General features: G+C 64.0%; 15 protein-coding genes. 5 read left to right on the plus strand and 10 right to left on the minus strand.

Annotated elements, in window-relative coordinates; all coding sequences use genetic code 11:
* Position 1: 1 nt before the first annotated feature.
* Complete coding sequence (locus PAQ31011_RS20570) at positions 2 to 1,042, minus strand: hypothetical protein (protein WP_150577581.1); 1,041 nt, start codon at positions 1,040 to 1,042, stop codon at positions 2 to 4.
* A gap of 534 nt (positions 1,043 to 1,576) precedes the next feature.
* Entirely contained in the window at positions 1,577 to 2,338 is a 762-nt protein-coding gene (locus tag PAQ31011_RS20575; RefSeq protein ID WP_174990216.1) for a 4'-phosphopantetheinyl transferase family protein, read from the minus strand.
* Between the two features lie 416 nt (positions 2,339 to 2,754).
* On the opposite strand from PAQ31011_RS20575, the gene PAQ31011_RS20580 reads away from it, so the two are divergent.
* Complete coding sequence (locus tag PAQ31011_RS20580) at positions 2,755 to 3,753, plus strand: aldo/keto reductase (protein ID WP_150577583.1); 999 nt, start codon at positions 2,755 to 2,757, stop codon at positions 3,751 to 3,753.
* A 114-nt stretch (positions 3,754 to 3,867) separates the two neighbouring features.
* Here PAQ31011_RS20580 and PAQ31011_RS20585 read toward each other — a convergent pair whose 3' ends face one another.
* The gene (locus PAQ31011_RS20585) at positions 3,868 to 4,887 is read right to left on the minus strand and encodes a sigma-54-dependent Fis family transcriptional regulator (protein WP_246179700.1); all 1,020 of its coding nucleotides are present in this window, start codon (positions 4,885 to 4,887) and stop codon (positions 3,868 to 3,870) included.
* A 300-nt stretch (positions 4,888 to 5,187) separates the two neighbouring features.
* Here PAQ31011_RS20585 and PAQ31011_RS20590 point away from each other — a divergent pair, with 300 nt between their 5' ends.
* Positions 5,188 to 6,102 (plus strand): LysR family transcriptional regulator, encoded by a 915-nt coding sequence (locus tag PAQ31011_RS20590; RefSeq protein WP_150577585.1) that lies wholly within the window; start codon positions 5,188 to 5,190, stop codon positions 6,100 to 6,102.
* Between the two features lie 31 nt (positions 6,103 to 6,133).
* Here the strand turns inward: PAQ31011_RS20590 and PAQ31011_RS20595 are convergent, their stop codons facing one another.
* The 6 genes from PAQ31011_RS20595 to PAQ31011_RS20620 all read right to left on the minus strand — a co-directional run bounded on the left by PAQ31011_RS20595 (position 6,134) and on the right by PAQ31011_RS20620 (position 14,651).
* Positions 6,134 to 7,360: an aminotransferase-like domain-containing protein gene (locus tag PAQ31011_RS20595; RefSeq protein WP_150577586.1), complete on the minus strand. Its 1,227-nt coding sequence runs from the start codon at positions 7,358 to 7,360 to the stop codon at positions 6,134 to 6,136.
* 103 nt (positions 7,361 to 7,463) lie between these two features.
* Entirely contained in the window at positions 7,464 to 7,955 is a 492-nt protein-coding gene (locus PAQ31011_RS20600; RefSeq protein ID WP_150577587.1) for an SRPBCC family protein, read from the minus strand.
* A 75-nt stretch (positions 7,956 to 8,030) separates the two neighbouring features.
* A complete protein-coding gene (locus tag PAQ31011_RS20605) occupies positions 8,031 to 11,675 on the minus strand; it encodes an amino acid adenylation domain-containing protein (protein ID WP_150577588.1) in 3,645 nt (1,214 codons plus the stop codon).
* A gap of 10 nt (positions 11,676 to 11,685) precedes the next feature.
* Positions 11,686 to 12,609: a diiron oxygenase gene (locus PAQ31011_RS20610; RefSeq protein ID WP_039400399.1), complete on the minus strand. Its 924-nt coding sequence runs from the start codon at positions 12,607 to 12,609 to the stop codon at positions 11,686 to 11,688.
* 209 nt (positions 12,610 to 12,818) lie between these two features.
* Positions 12,819 to 13,604: a DUF3050 domain-containing protein gene (locus PAQ31011_RS20615; protein ID WP_039403981.1), complete on the minus strand. Its 786-nt coding sequence runs from the start codon at positions 13,602 to 13,604 to the stop codon at positions 12,819 to 12,821.
* A 282-nt stretch (positions 13,605 to 13,886) separates the two neighbouring features.
* On the minus strand, positions 13,887 to 14,651 hold the full coding sequence (locus tag PAQ31011_RS20620; protein ID WP_150577589.1) for an IclR family transcriptional regulator: 765 nt from the start codon (positions 14,649 to 14,651) through the stop codon (positions 13,887 to 13,889).
* Positions 14,652 to 14,920: 269 nt separating this feature from the next.
* Here PAQ31011_RS20620 and sauS point away from each other — a divergent pair, with 269 nt between their 5' ends.
* The 3 genes from sauS (at position 14,921) to PAQ31011_RS20635 (ending at position 19,500) form a co-directional block, all read left to right on the plus strand.
* Entirely contained in the window at positions 14,921 to 16,393 is a 1,473-nt protein-coding gene (sauS, locus tag PAQ31011_RS20625) for an acylating sulfoacetaldehyde dehydrogenase (RefSeq protein WP_150577590.1), read from the plus strand.
* An 8-nt stretch (positions 16,394 to 16,401) separates the two neighbouring features.
* Positions 16,402 to 18,030, plus strand: coding sequence for an AMP-binding protein (locus PAQ31011_RS20630; RefSeq protein WP_246179701.1), 1,629 nt, complete (start codon positions 16,402 to 16,404; stop codon positions 18,028 to 18,030).
* An 84-nt stretch (positions 18,031 to 18,114) separates the two neighbouring features.
* Positions 18,115 to 19,500: an MFS transporter gene (locus PAQ31011_RS20635; RefSeq protein ID WP_150577592.1), complete on the plus strand. Its 1,386-nt coding sequence runs from the start codon at positions 18,115 to 18,117 to the stop codon at positions 19,498 to 19,500.
* Positions 19,501 to 19,581: 81 nt separating this feature from the next.
* On the opposite strand, the gene PAQ31011_RS20640 is transcribed toward PAQ31011_RS20635, so the two are convergent.
* Positions 19,582 to 21,243 carry an ABC transporter permease gene (locus tag PAQ31011_RS20640; RefSeq protein WP_150577593.1) on the minus strand — a complete coding sequence of 554 codons (1,662 nt, stop codon included), beginning with the start codon at positions 21,241 to 21,243 and terminating at the stop codon, positions 19,582 to 19,584.
* Between the last annotated feature and the right edge of the window lies 1 nt (position 21,244).

Genomic DNA, 21,244 nt, shown 5'->3' on the forward strand with positions numbered 1-21,244 from the left:
GTTACTTGGTGACTGCAGGCGTTGCGGCGTTGGTCACTACGGGCGCTGCGGCAACCTCCTGTGTAGCAGGTGCCACGGCGGCCGTGGGCGCTGCCGGTGCCGCAACCGAAGCGGTTTCCGTTTTCTTCGGCTCAAAGACCTGGAAGTTCGGGTCCTGCTCCGTCGCGGCCGAGATTTCGACGCTGTTGCGCTCGAAGATGTTGACGCCGGAGAAGGTCATCACGTCGCCGATCTTCGGTGCGAAGGCGATGTACTCGGGTTCGTCTTCCACGACGGTGCCGCGCAGTTTGATCGGTTGCTTAAGGAACGCATAGTTGCCACCGACATAGATCTGACGTTTGGTCTCACGCTGATTGCGACCTGCGACGTCGAGCAGCATCACGTCGACGCCGCGCTTGAGGGTCGCGCCAATAGCTTGTTTAAGCGGCGCTGCGCCGTCGCGTAGCCATCCGTCTTCGCCTGCGAGCGGATGGACGTCGGCTGCCGCCGCGACATAGCGCGTGCTCCAGACTTCCTTGCCCGCATCGTCGCGAAGGGTCGTGCGCAGCACGATGTACGGACGCACCCGCGTGTCGTCGATGAAGCTCAACACACCGTAAGGCACAACGGTCATGCGTGCACCGCTGTTGACCGTATCGTCCGCCTTGGCCATCTTCAGCGAACCGCCGTTCGTCATCCCCTCGCGAAGCAGGCGCTCGGTTTCCGAGGCGAGATCGTAGGATTCGAGTGCGCTGGCATCGCCCACGGCGCTCTTGCCGCGTTCACTATTGATCACGTGACCGACGAGCACGCCGACAAGGCCGAATGCCATCGAGGCCGTCGTGCCAGCCTGGTGGCCGGAGACGACCAGACGTGTCTTCGGCACGCTATACGTTCCGGTCGGCAGTTCGCTCATGCCGGGCGTGGTTTCGTGATCGACGACGACACTGGCCGATGCCTGCGTCTTCGGGTACGGATCGGTATTACGGAACGACGCGCAGCCCGTCATCGTCAGGACCAGACCGATCAATGCGGTTTGCGTAAAGATGCGCGGAAATGCCAAGACAACCTCCTCGATGGAAAGTAAGGCACGCGCTCGCGATATCGCGCGCGCGTGAACAATGCCGACCCGTATGGGGTGGCATCGTGCGACAAGAAAATCGGGATACGCTTTGCGCTATAGGCGCGGCGGGCGCACAGACAGCGCGCAGCAAACGCGTTGGCTAATCGTTAGTGCGCGATTGGGCGAGGCGGCGGGTGACGAGAGATGTCGGAGCCAGGACGGTGGTGAGCGTGGCAAACGCGATGCGTTTGCGGCACGAATGGCACTTCGAGTGAATGCAGCATGACAAACCCCGGGTTCTTCTTATGTTTTGTATTCGCGCGGCAATGCGTGTTGTTGCCTCTGATCTGCGCGGATTCTTTCAAGGCGACGCCGATGCCTGATAACCGGCATTTTTCGGCGCGAGTGCCTTTTGTCGAATGGATTATGCCTCTGCGAAAACGCGCTCGCAAGAATTTGTAAGGTGTTAAACGTTGGGGCTGCGATGTATCCGCGCAACAGCCGAATACCGGGGTATTGACGACATCGACGTCATCAACGTTCCGCGTCGATACGCTCGACGCTCACACCTCCCGCGCTGGAGACGGTGCCCGTCACGCGCAGCGCCGGGTCCAGCCAGTCGGTCATCGCCCACACGCCGTGCGCTACGCGACGTTGCCAGGCACGCAGCGGTGCTTCGCTCATCGGCAGGCTCGACAAATCGATGCCGCTCATCTCGTCGAGCGTCGTGCCCCCGACTTTGATCAGACTCTCCTTGCGCGTCCAGAGGCGCAACCACGCCAGCGCACGCGGCGACGGCGCATGATGCGTGCAGGCGACGCTGGCAAACGCGCCGAGCCGCCTGCGCTCGCGCTCGTTCAGGCCGGGCAGTTCGGCGTCCGGGGCGAGCGCTTCGTCCCAGTGTTCGACGTCGATGCCGACAGGCGAGATGGCGCATGCCGCAGCGACCGCGCCCCGGGTGTGGCTCAGACTCACATGCAAGCCCGGGTGTGCGGGCAGACGCGGACGGCCATGCGCGCCGCCACATTGCTCGCAGCGCTGCACGAGCACATACGTGCGCGCAGCAGGGCCGGGCGTGTCCGGACTTCCAGTGATGCGCGCCGCCGCGACCCGCGCCAGAATGTGCGCCGCCACATAATCCTCCCGATCGGCCGGTCGGGAAAACGCATCGGCGCGCCTGCGCTCGTCCGGACTCAGATGCGCCGCCCATCCCCTGAAGCGCGCCAATACATCCCCTGATGCCCCGTAAAGCGCCAGCCCCGTGCCGGCTTGCACGGCGTTCTTGTCGTTGTTCATCGTGTGTCGTGCGCCTGTGAGCGGCGAAGACAAATGACGGACTCCAAGCAATTTGGATGCCATATCGACCGAAATGCGTTTCACCCATGGACGGGCGCTTGCGGCGTTGCATCATGTGCGCGGACACCTGTAGCAGGCTGCGACAGGTGTCGCAGCGTCAGACAGATGTTTGCGCGGGTAATCGATGCCGAACACGCGTTCCAACCACCATAGCGCTCGTCGCTATAGGCATGATCGTCGGTTGTGTTCCGAGCAGACATGCGGGTTGCGCGAGGGGGCTGTCGTTCAACACGGCGATTCGAATGAAATGCCGACGCCGCAGACGAAACAATGGATCGAAACTTGCATGGTGAAGACGACGCGCCGGTGTCGAATGACAGACGCCGGACCTACGACCACTTCACAGGAGTTCGACAATGCTGCCAACACGCCGGTTGGGGAAACAGGGGCTGGAAGTCCCCGCCATTGGGCTGGGTTGCATGGGCATGCACTACGCCTATGGGCCTTCCGACGAGGCTGAATCGGTTCGCGTGCTGGAACGGGCGATAGCGCTCGGCTGCAACTTCTTCGATACGGCGGAAGTGTATGGTCCGTTCGAGAACGAGCGTCTTCTCGGTCGCGTGCTCAAGGGCCGCCGAGACAAGGCGATCATTGCGACGAAGTTCGGATTTCGCTTCGAAAACGGCGCGGTCACGGGGGCCGACAGCCGACCCGAGCATATCCGGGAAGTGGTCGACGCCAGTCTGTCGCGACTCGGCACGGACTACATCGATCTGCTCTATCAGCACCGCGTCGATCCCAATGTGCCGATCGAAGACGTGGCCGGTGCTGTCGGCGAACTCGTCAAGTCGGGCAAGGTGCGTTACTTCGGGCTTTCGGAAGCCAGCGAACGCACGATCCGTCGCGCGCATGCCGTGCATCCGGTCAGTGCATTGCAAAGCGAATACTCGCTCTGGCATCGCGATATCGAAGCGTCGATTCTGCCGTGTCTGCGCGAGCTGGGCATCGGACTCGTGCCGTTCGGACCGCTCGGGCGTGGCTTTCTGACGGGCACGGCCAGACGCGCCGAAGATTTTCCGGAAGGCGACTCGCGCCGCACGTCGGACCCGCGTCTGCAAGGCGAGAATTTCGACGCCAACGTAAAGCTGGCGCAGACGCTCGCGGGCTATGCGGCACAAATCGGCGTGACGCCCGCGCAACTGGCGCTGGCGTGGCTGCTCTCGCGCAGTGACGACATCGTGCCGATTCCGGGCACGCGCCGTATCAACCGTCTTGAAGAGAACCTTGCGGCGGCGAGTGTGCATCTCGAGCCGGGCATGGTGCGCGTGCTCGAAGCGCATTTCGGCGCGAACGCAACCTCCGGGAACCGCTACAAGCCGACGGCCATGATGGCGTTGCTGGCGGATCCGGCGTAGCGGTTAAAGGGGATTTGAAGAGGACCGAAGCGAACGGCGGAGAACGGAAGAAGGAGACGAGGGGGCCAAGTGCGTGAAGCCCCGTCGTCCGACCGTTCGTTTCTGGCCTCGATATCAGCGGTCCGGTCCGAGCAGCACGTCGCTGCCCATATCGCGCACGTGAGGAATATGCAGTTCACGAAGCTTGCGATAGAGCGACGTGCGGCAGATGCCGAGTTCGCGTGAGGCGGCGGAGATATTCCAGCGTCGCGACGACAGCACTCGAATAATGATTTCGCGCTCCCCGTTGGCGATGGCCGACAGCGACGCGAGCGGTGCGATCTGGATGTTGCCTGCGGACCCGGATGCCACGCATGCGCCCGGCGAGGCGGTTGCCGGTGCCATCGCCGGCGCAATCGCAGGAGACATCGCACTTTGCAGCAGATTTGCAGGCAGGTCGGACACACGGATCGTGTCGCCGCTCCTGACTGCACAAGCGTACTGAACGGCCGCACGCATTTGCCGAAGATTGCCCGGCCAGGCGTAGGACAGCAGAAGCTCGCGCGTCTCGCGATCGAGCGATTCGAAACTGGCTTTGCCGTGAGACTCGGCGACGATCATCGCGTCGAGCAGCCAACTGCGGTCCTGACGCAGGCGTAGCGGCGGCAGATGCACGATGCCGACGGCCACACGGTAATAGAGGTCTTCGCGAAACGCACCGGTCTGCACACGCGCTTCGAGATTCTGGTGCGTCGCACAAATGAGTTGCAGATCGACGGGAACCGGCGCAGAGGCGCCGATGGGCGTGACTTCCCGCTCGGAGAGTACGCGCAGCAAACGTGTCTGCTGCGCGAAAGGCATATCGCCGATTTCGTCGAGGAACAACGTGCCGCCGTCGGCCTGCACGACCTTGCCCTTCATGCCGGTGTTGAGGGCACCGGAGAAAGCGCCGCGTTGGTATCCGAACAATTCGCTTTCGATAAGGTTTTCCGGAATCGAGCCGCAGTTGACCGACACCATGCTCGCCTGACGGCGAGCGCTGTAGTCATGCAGGGCGCGTGAGAGGTACTCCTTGCCGGTACCGGTTTCTCCGAGAATCAGAATGGGAAGCTGGCGATCGATGAGCAGTCTGGCGCGCGCGAGGGTGGCCAGCATGGAGGGATCGCTGCCGCAGAGCCGGTCAAGCGTTGGCCGGGAGGCGTACTGAAAGTTTGCGTTTGAACGGTCCAGCGGATCGTGGGCGTACATAGCGTCTCTCATTGACTTTATTGGAATTGGCGGGCGCTGCGTTTGGCGGCGCGGTATCGCATCATGGCGAATGCCGTGGGGGGTGCTCCATAAAGCAAGACCAAGCATAGTTCGATTCGCGAGCGGTCTCCAATACCATATGATGTGATGACTGATACCGGTTCGCTATGAATAGAAACCGATGTTCTTTTAAGGGGGGAAGGCTCCATGGAACTGAGGCAACTTCGCTATTTCGTAGTACTGGCTGAAACACTCCACTTCGGGCGTGCAGCGAATCTGCTGCACATCTCGCAACCACCGTTGTCGCGCCAGATCGCGATGCTCGAAGAGGAGTTGGGGGTCGTGTTGTTTCAACGCACACAGCGCAGCGTGGCGCTCACTGCGGCAGGACAGCGTTTCTATCGCGATGCACGTTCCGTGCTCGCCACGCTCGATCAGGCGCGCTCTCACGCACGCGCAGCCGAAGTCGGCGACTCGGGCATGCTGTGTGCGGGCTTCATGTTCGCCGTGGCATGCAGCGTACTTCCCGTACTGACGCGGGCATTTGCTGCGGCATTTCCGCGTATCGAGGTCAAGCTCAAAGAGTCGATCCCGACCGACCTTGCCGCTGAACTTCGCTGCGGCAAAGTGGACGTGGGCATCATGTATACCTCCGATGCATCCGACGAGCTATGCACGGAGACCATCTTCCGCGAACCGCTGGTGGCGGCGCTTCCCGCCAGTCATCGACTCGCGGCGCGCTCCGCCATTTCGGTGGCCGAACTGCGCGACGACGCCTTCATCATCTCGCCGCGTGAAGCGTCGCCGTTCATCCACAACACCATCACGGACCACTGTCGTCAAGCGGGCTTTTCACCGCGTGTTCGACTGGAGACGAATTTCCAGCAGACGATCGTCAATCTGGTCGGGCAGCGCCTCGGGGTCGCGCTGGTGCACAGCTCGATGCGCAGCACGCGCGCCGAGAACGTGCAGTTCGTGCCGCTGCTGCACGCGCCGCATATCGACGTGGCATTGGTATGGAGCGCGACCAGCAGCAATCCGTGCGTACAGCGTTTTGTACAGACGGCGCAGAACATCGGACTGTTCGAGCCATCGGATGCGGCACTTCAGGCCTGTGCCTGAAGTGCCGGTGCGGGTTGCGTTGTAGCGGAACCTAGGAGACCGTGAGGCAGGTTTCGGACTTGCGAAGCCGTGCCTCGATGGCCTGAGCCAGTCGCGCAATCCCGGTTTCGATTTGCGATGGCGTGGCCGTGGTAAACGTCAGCCGCATCGTGTTCGCCTTCGGTGAGACGGCATGGAACGATGCGCCTGGAACGAACGCCACGCCACGCGCCAACGCGTCGTCGAACAGACTCGCGCTGTCGATGCCGGGCGGCAGCGTCACCCACAGAAACATGCCGCCTGCGGGGCGCGTCCAGCTCACGCCCTCCGGCATATGCTCGGAGAGGCACTTGAGCATAAGTGCACATTGCGCCCGATACCGCAGACGAATGGCTTCGAGGTGGGTGTCGTATTCGCCGTCGGTGAGCAGGGCGTGCGCGAGCCGCTGCGTGATGCCGGTCGTGTGCAGGTCGCTTGCCTGCTTCGCCTGCAACAGCTTGATCATGAGTGCTTCCGGTGCGACGACGTATCCCACGCGTAGCCCAGGTGCAATGACTTTCGAGAACGAGCCGAGATGCACGACATTGCCGGGTGCCATCGACAGGAGCGACGGCAGGGTCACGCCGGTGTAGACGAGTTCACCGTAAGGATCGTCCTCCACGATCGGCAAGCCGTGACGGATGGCCTGCGACGCCAGCGCCATGCGCCGGTCGAGGGGGAGCGTGCGTCCCGTGGGGTTCTGGAAGTTCGGTTGCGTGTAGAGCAGACGGGCATTGCGCATCGATGTGTCGTTCAGCCGTTCGGGCAACAGGCCCGCCGCGTCCGTCGCCACCTCTTCGAACACGGGCTCGTATTGCGCGAGCGCCTGCACTGCGCCGAGATACGTTGGCGTCTCGATCAGCACGCGCGAGCCGGGATCGACGAGCACGCGTGCGACGAGATCGAGCGCCTGCTGCGAACCGGTCGTGATGAGTACTTCAGACGGACTGACCGCCGCGCCCTGCCGGGTCAGCCGCGCGGCAATGGCCTCGCGTAGCGGCAGATAGCCCTCGGACGGTCCGTATTGCAGCGCCCCGATGGCGTCGCGCCGCAAGATCCGGTCGACCGACGCCTGAAGCCTTTCGACCGGCAACGCGTAGGGCGAGGGCAGGCCGCCCGCGAACGAGATGATGTCTGGCCGCTCGGCGACCTTGAGCAGTTCACGCAGCGCCGACGGCTGCATGCGTTGCGCGCGCGCCGCGAGTTGCCAGCGACCGGCGGGCGGGAGATGTCTGTCCATTGTGCGGTCCGCAACGAAGAAGTGGGACGCCCTCACGACACGAGCCGTGAGGGCGCAATTCCATCGATGACGTCGATGACATCGATGTCGGGCACTCCGCGCTTTACTCGTTGAACATCTTGCGCAGGTTGTCCATCGCCATCTTCAGGAAAGCGACGGCGAAAGCGTCGAACGCCGGCTGATCCTTCGGATTGCCCGAGCGCGCTTCGCCGACGATGCGATACGTCGCCGTACATGCCTTGTCGCCACGCGGCACGACTTCCATCGACGCCCACATGTTGCCGATGTCGAACGTCGTGTAGATCAGCGTCCAGCTCATGGTCATGGCGTCGTCGTCGCGCGTGTTGAGTTGTTCGACGACGAGGTCGCCCCCCGTGAAGTGCTTGTGACGCAGCGAGCGCGGGCCAGTCGCGGTGCCGGTCATCTGGATGTATTCGAGACCGGTCACGAAGCGGTTGTAGCCGTCGAAGCGGCCGACGATGTTCCATACATCGCGTGCGGACGCATTCAGGTCGGCCACCCCGGCGTGCACAGTCGTCGTGAGGTTGTGGATCAGCGTGTCGGGTTGCAGTTCGGTGCGGACTTTTTGCAGCATGATGAACTCCTCGATGAAGAAAATGGACTGCGCGAAAAAAGGTGCAACAAGGGACTGAGAGACAACACGCGCGGATCAGGCGACGGAAGCCGTCTCCTTCTCGTCGGACTTACCGGCCCTATCGGACTTAGCGGACTTACCCACTTTAGGTTCGGTGCGCCGGGTACTGCCGCCGCCAGGCTCGGGCAGGAAACCGCTTTCGATCAGATAGCCGAAGTGATGCATGAGCAAGGCGTCGTCCTTGCGCGGATAGGCCAGCCCCAGACGTGCAAGCGCTTGCGCCGACTGCCGGTGCGCAATGCGCGCCATGTCGCCGATGTCTTCCTGACTGTCGTCGAGATAGAACGCGACCACATCGAACAACGCGTTGGTCTCGTCGATGGACGTCAGGCGATTGCGCCAGTCCGCCGGCTCTTCGAGCGCGAGCGAATAGCCGCATCGGGCGAGTGCGCCGAGATAGTCTTCCCACGTGAGCGGTTGTGGGTTCTGGAGATGGAAGACGCGCAATTCGCGCTGCGGGTCGGTCGTGCAGCGGACCATGGCGCGGGCCAGGAAGTCGACCGGCGTGAAGTCGAAGTCCGTATCTCCGGCAGGAGCCGCACCCAGTTGCAGCGAGCCTTTGACGAGCAGCAGGATCCGGTTGCGCGTCGGCTGGCACAGCCCCGTGCTTGACACCCCGGTGATGTTGCCCGGACGCAGAATCGTCGCGTCGACACCGCGCTCGGCAGCCTCCCACACCAGATGCTCGGCGACCCACTTCGTCACGTTGTAGCCGTTGTTCACGAAGGCGGGCGCGTTGCGGGCGGGGCCTTCCTCGAGCACGTGACCGTCGGCGTTCACCGCGCTCGCGGCAGACAACGTCGAGACGAAGTGCATCGACTTGTTGCGGAACTCGCAGGCGAGGCGCAACAGTTCGAGCGTCGCGCCGACGTTCGCGTCGTACAGATACGGATAGTCGTAGACGTGATTGACGTGCGCGCCGTTGTGATAGATCGCGTCGATGTCGTGCGCGAGCGTTCGCCACGTGTCGGGTGACACGCCGAGTCGCGGTTTGGCCAGATCGCCGAGCACGACTTTCAGACGCGGATGTCCCGCGAGCGTACCCAGCCCGTTGGCCTGCAATGCCTGTGCAAGACGTGCCTCGCCTTCCTTCTGACTCGCTGCGCGCACCATGCAATGAATCGTGGCGGACGTCTGTGCGATCAGCTCCGCTGCGATAAACGTGCCGAGGAAGCCATTCGCGCCGGTAAGCAGAATCGCGCGCGCACCGTCCGCAATGGGACGCAGACCGTCGACCGGACGAATGTCGTCGGGCAGCACCATATCGTCGAAGACACGCTGCGGAATGCGTTCGCCCTTGTTGACGTCGTCGTTGGAGAGCAACGAGGCCAGCGCACCGATGGTCGGACGTTCCATGAAGCGGGCGAGCGGTGCGTTGCCGCCGAACTCCTTCTTGACCGCGAGCATGAGCCGCGAGACCAGCAGCGAGTGGCCACCGAGGTTGAAGAACGAATCGTCGCGGCCGATCTCGAAGGGTTCCAGATCGAGCAGCCGTGCCCACAGCGCGCGCAGATTCGTTTCCGTCTCGGTGAGCGGTGCCTGCTCGGTGTCATCTTCTGTGCGCGCGCGCTGCGCCGGAATGCGGCCCAGCGCGTTGCGGTCGATCTTGCCGTTGTTGGTGGCCGGCAGGGCGTCGAGCACGACGATCTCGTAAGGCACCATGTAGTCCGGCAGACGCGCAACGAGCAGGTCGCGCAGCGTATCGCCGGTCACGGATGCCGCCAGCGGGCGAGCAACGAAGCCGCGGATGCGCTTGCGGTCGTCGACCACGCACGCACACTGACCGAACTGGCCGGTGGCGAGGGCGGCCGATTCGATCTCGCCCAGTTCTACGCGGAAGCCACGAATCTTGACCTGGGCGTCGCGGCGTCCGACGAAGTGCAGTGCGCCGTGCTCATCCCATTGCACGATGTCACCCGTGCGATACAGCAGTTCGTCGTGGGCCGACGGCCACTGGCCGTCCGGATCGGCGAACGGGTTGGGCACGAAGCTGCGCTCGGTCAGGTCGGGACGATGCAGATAGCCATCCGCCACACCGGCACCGGCGACGCACAGTTCGCCCGCTTCACCCGTCAGCGCCGGTTCGCCGGTCTCCGTGAGGACATAGCAGCGCACGTTCGCGAGCGGCCGTCCGATCATGCGGTTGCTGTCGCCCGCCTTCAGTCGCGCGACGGTGACGAAGACCGTGCATTCCGCCGGCCCGAAGATGTTGTGGAACTCGCGGCCCTGGCTCCAGCGGGCAATCGTCTCGGGGAAGCAAACGTCACCGCCGGTGAGCAGATGGCGCAGCGCAGGCCATTGTGCGTCCGGCATCACACCGAGCAGCGCGGGCGGCAGGAAGGCGTGCGTGACGGCTTCGCGCTCGATGAGCGCGCTCAGGTCGTCGAGCGCGTGTCGCTGGGCTTCGGTCGGGATCACCAGCATGGCACCGGCGAGGAACGTCGGGAAGATGTCGAGCAGCGAGACGTCGAACGCCACCGTGCAGAATTGCAAGGCGCGCGAACTGGCGTCCAGCCCGATGTAGTCGCGATACGAGTGGCAGAAGTGCACGATGTTGCGGTGCGTGAGCATCACGCCCTTGGGCACGCCCGTCGAACCCGAGGTGAAGATCGTGATCGCGCAACGGCTCGCACGGTCGGGCAGGCGCGAGACGGGCCACGCCGTCACGCCGATGTTCACGTCCGCGACATTGAGTGAGCGCAGACGAATGATTCTGATGTTCAGTCCGTCGAGCGCGCTCGCGTCGAAGTCGTCGTCCGTGATCAGGCACGTCGCGCGGCTCTGTTCGACGATCTGGCGCACGCGTTCGGCAGGAAACGACGGGTCGAGCGGCGCGTAGGCGGCGCCCGCGCCGATGGCCCCGAGAATCGCGGCGTACAGCAGTCGCGACTTGGGCAACCGCACCGCGACGACCTGCGGCGTGCGGTCGTCGGGCGATTGCACGGGCAGCATCGCGGCGATGTCCAGCGCGAGCTTCATCGAGGCCGCCACAAAGGTGCGGTAGTTGACGTCGCCGTTGGCGTCGCGCAGCGCGATGGCCGACGGGGTCTCGAGCGCGCGACGCGAGATCATCTCGGGCAGCGACGGCTCCAGCACGATCTCGCGGCCCGTCTCGTTAGTCGCATGCCAACCGGACAGACGATGCAGGTCGAGCACCACGCTCCCCGGCGCGGCTTCGGCCACTGGGCGCGACGCCAACGCATCGGTGGTAAGGACGTCGCGACCGAGCTGGCTGACGATGTCGACGAGCATGGCTTCGGCTTCGGCATCGATCTGCGCGACCATGTCGGCACCGCAGCGCTGGCTGTCGAACGCGCAGGCCGTGGTGGCGACGTCGACGTCGCCACGCGGTCCGTGCCACTGCCAGGCCAGCGTGGACGTGACCGGCGGAAGTGTCGGAGCGCTGGCGCGAAACGTCATGATGTGCGTGGCGGCACAGGCGGTTTCCGGTGCGGCGTCGCCGCAGTCGATACGCCATTCGACGCGCTGCGGTCCACTGTCCGGCGTAGGCACGCTCGCGCCCAGTTGCGCCGCCATCTCCGTGAGCGGGCCGCTGCTGTACGACAGCGGCACCACCTCGTGCCCCATGTCGTGAAGTGCTGCGAACAGACGTGCGCCGAGGCGGTTGTTGCCCGCGATGGCGAAGGAAATCGCTCTCATGACTCGTTCCTCACAGGTATTGCGCGATGGCCGCGCGAGTGGGTTCGTGTTCGAGCAGCCCCGCCATCTTCAAGAACTTTCGGATGTTGACGATCATCGGGTGCTGGTTGGTGATCGGGTACGCGCCGACCATGTCGTTCGCGATCTGTTCGCGTGTGGCGGCGGGCAGATCGAGCGTGCCGATGAGACGCCGGTCGAATTCGAGTTGCAGCTCGTTCGTGAGGTACTCGCGCAGGAAGAACGGCAGGCCTCGCCCGAGTTCGATACGCGCCGTCTCGTCGATCTCCGACCAGTACAGCTTGACCAGATTGATCCAGAAGACCGAGTGACGGCCCTCGTCGGCCAGATGGTCGGCCATGACGCCCTTGACCGAGCGCTTGAGCGTTGTGTCGCGCGAGAAGGCCGCAACCTCGGCTGTCACGGTGTTCTCCGAGATTGCGACACCCAGCAGTTCCATCCCGGCGGCGTATTGCGGCGGCACATATTCCATGGCGCGGGGAATGGCGCGCGAGAGTTCGATCTCGCGGTTTTGCTCGATCGGTCCGATGCCCGTGCTGCGCTCGACCTGATCGAGGTAGTCCATCGCCACGTAGGCGTGGTAGTTCTCGTCGATCACGACGGACATGGCGTCGCTGCGGCACGCGAACGGAAACTCGAACGGAAAGCGCGACTTGGCGATGGCCAGCGCGGTGCGGTTCACGATTTCCGTCTCGAAGATGATGACGTCGTTGATGTACTTGTAGAAGCTTTGCAGCAGGATGTAGTCCTGCACCTCGCGGCCGGCGTCGATCACGGCGGGGTGCGCGTACAGCGGCTGACGCTCGACGGGGTAGTAGCTCAGGTCGTCGTCTTCGACGATGCGGCGCGGACGGGAACGGATCGTGGCGCGTTGTTCCCATTGGTCAGCGTGGCTGACGTAACTCTGCAATGACATGGCGTTGCCTCGGAATATGGGGGACGGCAGAGGACCTGCGGTTCTGGATTCGGATGGGAGCGCATGCGGCGCACGGCGAGGTATGCAGCGGGGCGTGTGCGGCCGACAGCGTGTGCTGCCGGCCGCGCCCCTCCGGTCCCCCGACCGTCCTGCCTCATGAAAAAGCGCGGAAAGATGCGCGGCGCTCGCAAACGAATCGCACAAACGATTTATGCAGCGACGGCTTCCTTCTGCGACGCCACGATGTGCTCGTGCAGGCCGTCCCAAAGACGCAGGCGCTCGTCGATGGCACGCAGGCCCGCTTCCAGCGCTTCGACCATCAGACGCTCGTCGTTGTTGGCGGCCTCGACGATCATGGCGCGCGCGGCGGGGCCGTGTTCGCCGGAGTCCACTTCGATGTGGCGCTCCAGATAGAAGGTGAGCAACGGCACGCTCTTCGGATCGATCTGCCAGCCGTCGAGCAGCGTGCGGAACATGTCGGGAATCACGTTTTCGCGGCCGTAGAAGAAGTTGCCGAGCACCTGGTGCGTCTTGCCTTCGTAGCAGGTCGCAAACGTCGAGTTGACGAAGCGCAGCACCGGCGCGGGGGCGTCGACAGCGGCGAGTGCGGCGCTCACGCTATGGCCCTTCACCAGCAAGTCGATCAGCTTCTCGATCTGGCGCGTATCCGCGCCGACGTCGCGCATGGCGGCGAGGTACAGATCGAAGTGGCTCATCGGGCCTTGCGGCGTCTCGTCGCATTCCTCGCCGAGCACGATCTCGTTGATCAGACGGGCGGCATGAATATTGCGCGGTGCGATCCACGGCAGCGTGATTGTCGTGAGGTCGGCCTGCAGGCGCTTGACCAGCGACATGAAGTCCCAGACGGCAAACACGTGCCACTCCATGAATGTCTGCAAACCTTGCATCGATTCGATGGAGTGGAACACCGGGTGATGTGCAAGCGTCGCGTGATGTTCCTTGATCTGACGTTCGAGATGTTCGATCTTGTCCACGATAGGCATCCTTGTGATAACGATGTTGAAATCAACCTGTGCGAGGGGGAATGCGGCGCGACTTTCAAGTCGTCGCCCACAGGGATCAGCAAGTTCGATGCCAGCGTCTCGAAACGCAAGAATCTGGACGATTGAGGGGATTTTGGAGGGGGCGAACGGGCGTCCGCAGGCATGACACCTGTACAGATAATGGACAGGTGTGCGCGCGGGTGTCGCCAAGTGGGAAGGTGAAACACGCCCCGCGCAGGGCGGGGCGGGGCAATACGGCGAGCGAGGGGCGGCTCAGTGCTTGAAGGTGCGAGCCGTCTCTTCGGCGGCGACGCGCAGTTCAGGCTCGAACGCCAGCAGGTCGTCGAGCGTCAGCCGCCCGATGGGGGCTTGCACGGCGATTGCGGCGCACGCGCGGTTGCGATTGAGCATGACAGGCACGGCAATCGCGATCAGCCCCTGCAAATGCTCCTGATTGTTGATGCCCATCTTGCGACGACGTGTCTGTTGCAGTTCGGCGCGCAACGCGCTGCGGTCGGTAAACGTCTGATCGGAAAAGCGGCGCAGCGGCAGTGTGTCGATCAGATGTTCGCGACGCTCCTTCGGCAGGAAACTCAGCAGCAGCTTGCCGCTGGCCGAACAGTGCAGCGGGACGTGCGAGCCGGGCTGCAAATGCATGCGCAGCGGCCACTCCGTCTCCACGCGGTCCACATAGATCACATCGTTGCCCGAGAGCATTGTCAGGTTGCACGTCTCGCCGATGCTCGCGACGAGTTGCTCCAGCAAACCATGACGCGCTGCAGCAGGGCCCGTCTGCATCAACACATTGATGGCCAGCGCACGCACGCGTGGCGAGCATTCGTAGCGCCGGTCGTCGTCGCTGCGGGTGATCAGCCAGGCATCCTTCAACTGCGTGAGGATGCGATGCACCGTTTGCTTGGGCAGTCCGAGCGCGTTCACGAGATCCATCATCGATAGCGGACCACCGGCGTCGGCGAGGGTTTCGAGCACGCGAAACGCACGCACTGCGGCGGCGTTCGATTGATTCGATGCTGCCATGTCGTCTCCTGAGTGTTGCTATGTCCCCCCTCGGCAATCTGATGTTGCCTGTGGCGAAGTCTTGTCGTTGTTCTTTCGTTTTTTCGCCCGTTACCGCAATTCTGCATCGGTTTGATTAATTTTGCGGACTTTAGCGGTCCCGAATTTCGACCCACCCTTTACACCCTCCGAAGGTGTCCGGCTTGACCGGGAATTTGAGACCGGCGACGCGTCGTGTGTTGGCTAGATTGGTTACGCGAACCCACTCGAAAACCATCAGGAGGCGTCTCATGAATTCACGGGCTCTCGGAGCTGTCGTTCCGCAGTCGGACTCCCGCACGTTAGCGCCGCAGGCGAAAAACGATGCCGACGTCGAGGCGCAGGTCGCACAGCTGATCGCGCGCGCACGGGCGGCGCAACGCGGCTTCGCTGCTGCCGGACAGCAGGCGCTGGACACGGCAGCGAGCGCGGCGGCGTGGGCGATCATGGAACCGGCGCGTAACCGTCAGCTCGCCGAACTGGCGGTGCACGACACCGGGCTGGGCAACGTCGACGACAAGATTCAGAAGAACTTCCGCAAGACGCTCGGCCTGCTGCGTGACCTGCACGGCCGCAAGACGCATGGCGTAATTTCGGAGGATGCAATCAAGGGCATTGTCGAGATCGCGCGTCCCGTGGGCGTGGTGGCTGCGATCACACCGTCGACCAATCCGGCAGCGACACCGGCGAACAAGATCGTCAACGCGCTCAAGTGTGGCAATGCAGTGATCGTCGCGCCGTCGCCCAAGGGCTACAGCGCGTGCGCGTTGCTGTTGCGCTTCGTGCACGCAGAGCTCGTCAAGGCGGGCCTCTCACCGGATCTCGTACAGATGTTGCCGGCGCCGATCAGCAAGGCGGCAACCGCGGCGCTCATGCGTCAGGCCGATCTGATCGTGGCAACCGGCTCGCAGGCGAACGTGCGCATGGCCTACACGAGCGGCACGCCGGCGTTCGGTGTCGGCGCGGGCAACGTCGCATCGATCGTCACGCAGAGCGCCGATCTGCCGGATGCCGCCGTCAAGATCGCCCGTTCGAAGACGTTCGACAACGCGACAAGCTGTTCGTCGGAGAACAGCGTCGTGATCGAAAGCCAGATCTGCGACGCAATGATCGATGCGTTGCACGCGGCCGGTGGCGTCTTGCTGAGTGAGGACCAGAAACAGGCGCTCGCGCAGGTCATGTGGGTGGACGGCAAGCTCTCCGGTGCGTGCACGGCCAAGTCGGCGGAACGGATTGCACGTCTGGCCGGTCTCGACGATGTCGCGGAACGGCACCCCAAATTCCTGATGGTCGAGGAGTCGGGCACTGGATCGGATTACCCGTTCTCAGGCGAAAAGCTCTCGCCCGTGCTGACGGTCTATCGCGCCCGCGACTTCGACGACGCCATCTCGCTCGTCTCGAACATCTACCGCTACATGGGCGCGGGCCACTCGGTCGGGCTGCATGGTGCTGACAAGGCGCAAGCCGTGCAATTGGGCGAAACGTTGCCGGTCGCGCGCGTGATCGTGAACCAGGCGCACTGCTTCGCGACCGGCGGGAATTTCGACAACGGCCTGCCGTTCTCCCTGTCGATGGGCTGCGGCACGTGGGGCAGAAACAACTTCACCGACAACCTCGGCTTCCGTCAGTACCTCAACGTCACGCGCGTGGCTTATCCCATCGCCGCCGACGTGCCTGAGGCCGACGATCTGCTCGCCGACTATTTCGGGAGATTCGGACGATGAACGCGCCCATGAATCCCTTCTCTGCTGCCCTTGCCGCAGCGCACGAATCGCTCGTGACGAATGCCCGAACGTTGCGTGAACTGATCGAGATGCAGGCGGACAAGCTCGGCGACCGTCCGTACTTGTTCGCGATGACTGAAGGAAATGAAAGCGGCGAGGGCGACACCCTCCCGCTGACCTTCCGGGCGTTGCGTGACGATTGCCGGGAATTGTCGCGGCGATTCGCAGCGGCTGGCCTGCGCACGGGCGACATCGTGTCCGTGTGCATGGGTAACGGTCCGCAGTCGGCCCGTGTGATCCTCGCCGCGATGTACAGCGGCCTGATCGTCAATCCCATCAATCTGCTTTGTCAGCCGGTGCAGCTGCAATACATCGTCGAGCACTCGGATACGCGGCTGATTTTCGTCTCCGAGTCGATGCTGCCAGCGGTGACGCAGGCGGTGGATGCCGCACGTGAACAAGGGATGACGCGAGCAGTGGCGCTGGTGTGCACGTCGCCCGAAGCCACCGCACTGCCTGAGATCCCTTCGGTGACAGCCGTGTCATCACTCGCGTCGTCGGCACCGTCGAATATTGCCGACGTGGCGCTGCTCATGTACACGTCCGGAACGACCGGGGTGCCCAAGGGCGTGCTGCTCACGCACGGGAGCCTGCTCGCGAACGCTGCGTTCATCAGCGCCGAGCATCGGCTTACGCATGATGATCGTGTGCTGGCCTCGCTGCCGCTTTATCACATCAACGGTCTGGTCGTGACGTTGCTGGCCCCGCTGTTTCACGGCGGCTCGGTCGTGATGGCCCCGCGCTTCTCCGCGAGTACCTTCTGGCGCGACGTGACTGCCACGCGGTGTTCGTGGATCAACGTTGTGCCGACCATCGTCGCGTATCTGCTCGAAGGCGAAGCCCCGGAACGCGCTGCGCTTGCCCGGCTGCGCTTTTGCCGCAGCGCGTCGGCAGCGTTGCCGGCCGACCATCATCGGGCGTTCGAAGCGCGTTTCGGCATCGGCATCATCGAGACGATGGGGATGACGGAGACCGCCGCGCCCGTCTTCAGCAATCCGTTCGATGCGCACATGCGCCGCATCGGCAGCGTCGGGCTGCCTTCGGGCGGCGAGGCGCGCGTCATACGCCGCGACGGCTCGCAAGCCGATGCAGGCGAGACCGGCGAACTGGTGTTGCGGGGCGCGCAGATCATGCGCGGCTACTACAAGCGACCGGACGAGACCGCCGACGCTTTCACCGCCGATGGCTGGCTGCGCACCGGCGATCTCGGTCATCGCGACAGCGACGGGTACTTCTACATCACCGGACGCGCCAAGGAACTGATCATCAAAGGCGGCGAGAACATCGCGCCGCGCGAGATCGACGAGGCGTTGCTGCGGCATCCCGATGTGCTGGAGGCGGCCGCTGTCGGCGTGCCCGACCCGGCATACGGACAGGAAATCGTCGCGTTCGTCGTACTGCGTACCGGTGGCGAGTGTGGCGATGCTCAGCGCGCGACGGTCGACGTACAGGCACTACGAGAACACTGTCTGCAAACGCTTGGTCGCTACAAGACCCCGAAGGAGTTCCGCTTCGTGACCGAGTTGCCGCGTGGCCCGTCGGGCAAGGTGCAACGACTCAAACTGCTGCAACCGTAACGGCCCACGGGGGCCATCGCTCCCCGGGTGCAGGACACGATCGCACGCGCACGACGTGTGCGACGTAAATACATAGGAGACAACATGGACAAGCGTACCGGTCGCGTGAAAACGCGCCACATCATTCTTGCGGTCATGTGCCTGATGTATTTCATCTCGTACATCGATCGCGTCAACATTGCCGTCGCCGGCCCCTTCATCCGACAGGAGATGGGGCTGACGACGGTGCAACTGGGACTTGTGTTTTCCGCCTTCGCCTATCCGTACGCCGCGATGCAGATCTTCGGCGGATGGCTGGCGGACCGGTACGGACCCAAGCTCGTACTGACGGTGCTATCGCTCATCTGGGGCGTTGCGACGCTGGCTACCGGCTTCGCGGGTAGCATTGCGGCGCTCGTCGCGTTGCGCTTCCTGCTGGGCATCGGCGAGGGCGGTGCGTTCCCGACGGCAACGCGCGCCTTCACCTACTGGATGCCGGTCGGCGAGCGCGGCTTTGCACAGGGCATTACGCATAGCTTCGCGCGTCTGGGTGGGGCGATCACGCCACCGGTCGTGCTTGCCATTGTGGTGGCGTTCGGCTGGCGGGAGGCGTTCATCGTGCTGGGTGTGGTGAGCCTGATCTGGACCGCGCTCTACATGAAGGTGTTCACCAACACGCCCGAGCAGCATCGTCGCGTCACGCCGGAGGAGGCCGCCGAAATCGGCTACCGGCCGGGGGATTGCGAGCGCGCCAAGCGGGCATCGACGCCGTGGCGCAAGCTCATTCGACGCATGTGGCTCGTGACGTTCGTCGACTTCTGCTACGGCTGGCTGCTGTGGGTTTATCTGACGTGGATGCCGTCATATCTGCGCGAGTCGCAGGGCTTCGATCTCAAGCAATTGGCCTTGTTCACGGCGTTGCCGTTGCTCGCCGGGGTGGTCGGGGACACGTTGGGCGGTGTGGTGTCCGACAAGCTCTACAAGGCGACGGGACGGCTGCGTTTCGCCCGCGTGTCGGTGCTGGTCGTCGGCATGGGCGGATCGCTGGCGTTCCTGTTGCCGATGACGATGGTGTCCGACCCGATGGTGGCGGTGTTCCTGCTCTCGGCGTCGTTCTTCTTCCTCGAAATCACGAACCCGGTGCTGTGGACCTTGCCGCTCGATATCGCGGGCAAGTATGCAGGCACGGCGGGCGGCATGATGAACACCGGTTTCGGTCTTGCGGGCATGATCTCGCCTGTGGCGTTCGGCTATCTGATCGAGACGAGCGGCAGCTACAACGTGCCGTTCGCCATCTCGGCGGTGCTGCTCGGCACGGGCGTGATCGCTGCACTGTTCATCGACACGAGCAAGACCGTCGACAAGGACGAAGCGGATGAGGCGGCTGCGATGTCCGGAGCCCCTTCGGCCATGGTCGGCGCGGGACCGGTGTGGATGGCGACGGGGCCGCAACGACACCCGCTGCGTCGGCCGCTGCGCTGGCGTCGATGACACGCTGTCCCGCGTGAAATGAAAAAGGGGCGCACTGACCGGTGACCGGCAGCGCGCCCCTTCGTCATGACAGCGTTTGGATCAGGCGGCGCGCTCGCGCTTGTTCCCGAGGCGCGACGCCAGCATGAGCAACGTGCCGCTCACGGTCATCGAGACGACGCCCATCGCCATGCCCTGACCGATGGAGCCTTGCTCGAACTGACGCCACACGAAGATCGAGACCGTCTGTACGCCGCTCGGGGCGAGCAGCAGCGAAGTCACGAGTTCGCGCGATGCAATCGCGAAGACGATCATCAGCGACGCGCCGAGCGCGGGCATCACCAGCGGGAGCGTGATGCGTCGCAACGCGACACGCGCCGGCGCTCCGTGCACGCGCGCAGCGGCTTCGAGCGACGCCGCCGTCTGCCGCAACGCAGCGCTCGTGTAGCGCACCGGATACGGCAGCAGCAGGCAGCTGTAAGACAGCAGCAGAATGCCCCATGTGTTGTACGGCGTGACGGGCCAGAACGGCAGGTTCCAAGCGAGGATCAGGCCCACGCCGACAACGATGCCCGGCAACGCATGCGGCAGCAGCGAGAGGCCGTCGATCAGCACGCGGCCTCGCATCGTCGATTTCACGACACACCACGCGCACAGGAAGCCCAGCACGCCCGTGACGAGCGACGTGCCCAGCGCCAGCGACAGACTCGTCGCCAACGCCTCAAGCCCCTCCGCACCCTGACCGAGCAACGCCGCGAAATGCGCCGTCGTCAGGTTCGCGACCGACAGGCCGCCCGAGAGCGTGCCCGAGAACGCTGTGGCAAGAATCGAGAACAGCGGTGCCACGGTGGCTAGCAGCGCCACGAAGGCGAAACCGAAGAGCGCGAGACCTTTCCAGCGTCCCAGCTCGCGCGGGGGCGATGCGATGGGCTTGCCCGTCTGCGTCTCGAAGTCCTTGCCCGCCGCGAGCCGGTGTTGCAACACGAAGGCGAAGAGCGCGAGGACCGCCAGCACGACCGACAGAATCGACGCGCCCGGCAGGTCGATCGGCCAGTCGGCGAAGCGGCCCTCGATGGACGTGACGAGCACCGAGAATCCGGCGCGCGCGCCGAGCGCCGCGGGTGCGCCGAACTCTTCGATAGCCATCGTGAACGCGAGCAACAGGCTGGCCGCGAACGCCGGCAGTGCGAGCGGTAGCGTCACCCGCGCAAATGCACGCCACGCGGAAGCACCGTGCACGCGAGCAACGTCTGCCAGTCGCGAGCCGGTAGTCGCGAGCGCGCGCGACACCGCAAAGTAGACAACGGGAAAGATGTTGAGCGTCATCACGAAGACGAGGCCCGGCAGCGAGAACAGGAACTGTCCGGCGTCCATGCCGGTGAGCTGCTGGGCGTAGCCGCCCGTTTGCAGCAACAGCATCCAGCCGAGTGCCGCGAGATACGGCGGCACGAGAAACGGCAGGAGAAAGCACAGATCCCAGAGCCGCGCGCCCGGTACGTGAAACAGGCCGCGCACAGCACCGAGCGCGCCACCGATCAGCGCCGTGCCGAGCGCCACCGACACGCCGAGTCTCAGCGTATTGGTGACGAGCGGCAGAGTGCTGTCATGCGACAGCGTCGGCCAGACAGCGGAGAAGGGATCAGCGAACGATCCCTGCGCGAGATGCGGAAAGACAGCCTGTAGCAGAACGAACGCGACTGGCAACGCCACCACGACGGCGAGCGCTGCAACGGTCGTCGTCGGCAGTAGTCGGAGCGATTTCACC

Origin of the sequence: Pandoraea aquatica (assembly GCF_902459565.1) — a bacterium.
GTDB lineage: Bacteria > Pseudomonadota > Gammaproteobacteria > Burkholderiales > Burkholderiaceae > Pandoraea > Pandoraea aquatica.

Bases quoted from the DNA above. Each gene is read 5' to 3' on its own strand.
- PAQ31011_RS20600 (WP_150577587.1), bottom strand. From the start codon at position 7,955: ATGCTGCAAAAAGTCCGCACCGAACTGCAACCCGACACGCTGATCCAC.
- PAQ31011_RS20605 (WP_150577588.1), bottom strand. From the start codon at position 11,675: ATGAGAGCGATTTCCTTCGCCATCGCGGGCAACAACCGCCTCGGCGCA.
- PAQ31011_RS20635 (WP_150577592.1), top strand. From the start codon at position 18,115: ATGGACAAGCGTACCGGTCGCGTGAAAACGCGCCACATCATTCTTGCG.
- PAQ31011_RS20620 (WP_150577589.1), bottom strand. From the start codon at position 14,651: ATGGCAGCATCGAATCAATCGAACGCCGCCGCAGTGCGTGCGTTTCGC.
- PAQ31011_RS20610 (WP_039400399.1), bottom strand. From the start codon at position 12,609: ATGTCATTGCAGAGTTACGTCAGCCACGCTGACCAATGGGAACAACGC.
- PAQ31011_RS20595 (WP_150577586.1), bottom strand. From the start codon at position 7,360: ATGGACAGACATCTCCCGCCCGCCGGTCGCTGGCAACTCGCGGCGCGC.
- PAQ31011_RS20575 (WP_174990216.1), bottom strand. From the start codon at position 2,338: ATGAACAACGACAAGAACGCCGTGCAAGCCGGCACGGGGCTGGCGCTT.
- PAQ31011_RS20580 (WP_150577583.1), top strand. From the start codon at position 2,755: ATGCTGCCAACACGCCGGTTGGGGAAACAGGGGCTGGAAGTCCCCGCC.
- PAQ31011_RS20585 (WP_246179700.1), bottom strand. From the start codon at position 4,887: ATGCTGGCCACCCTCGCGCGCGCCAGACTGCTCATCGATCGCCAGCTT.
- PAQ31011_RS20590 (WP_150577585.1), top strand. From the start codon at position 5,188: ATGGAACTGAGGCAACTTCGCTATTTCGTAGTACTGGCTGAAACACTC.
- sauS (WP_150577590.1), top strand. From the start codon at position 14,921: ATGAATTCACGGGCTCTCGGAGCTGTCGTTCCGCAGTCGGACTCCCGC.
- PAQ31011_RS20630 (WP_246179701.1), top strand. From the start codon at position 16,402: ATGAATCCCTTCTCTGCTGCCCTTGCCGCAGCGCACGAATCGCTCGTG.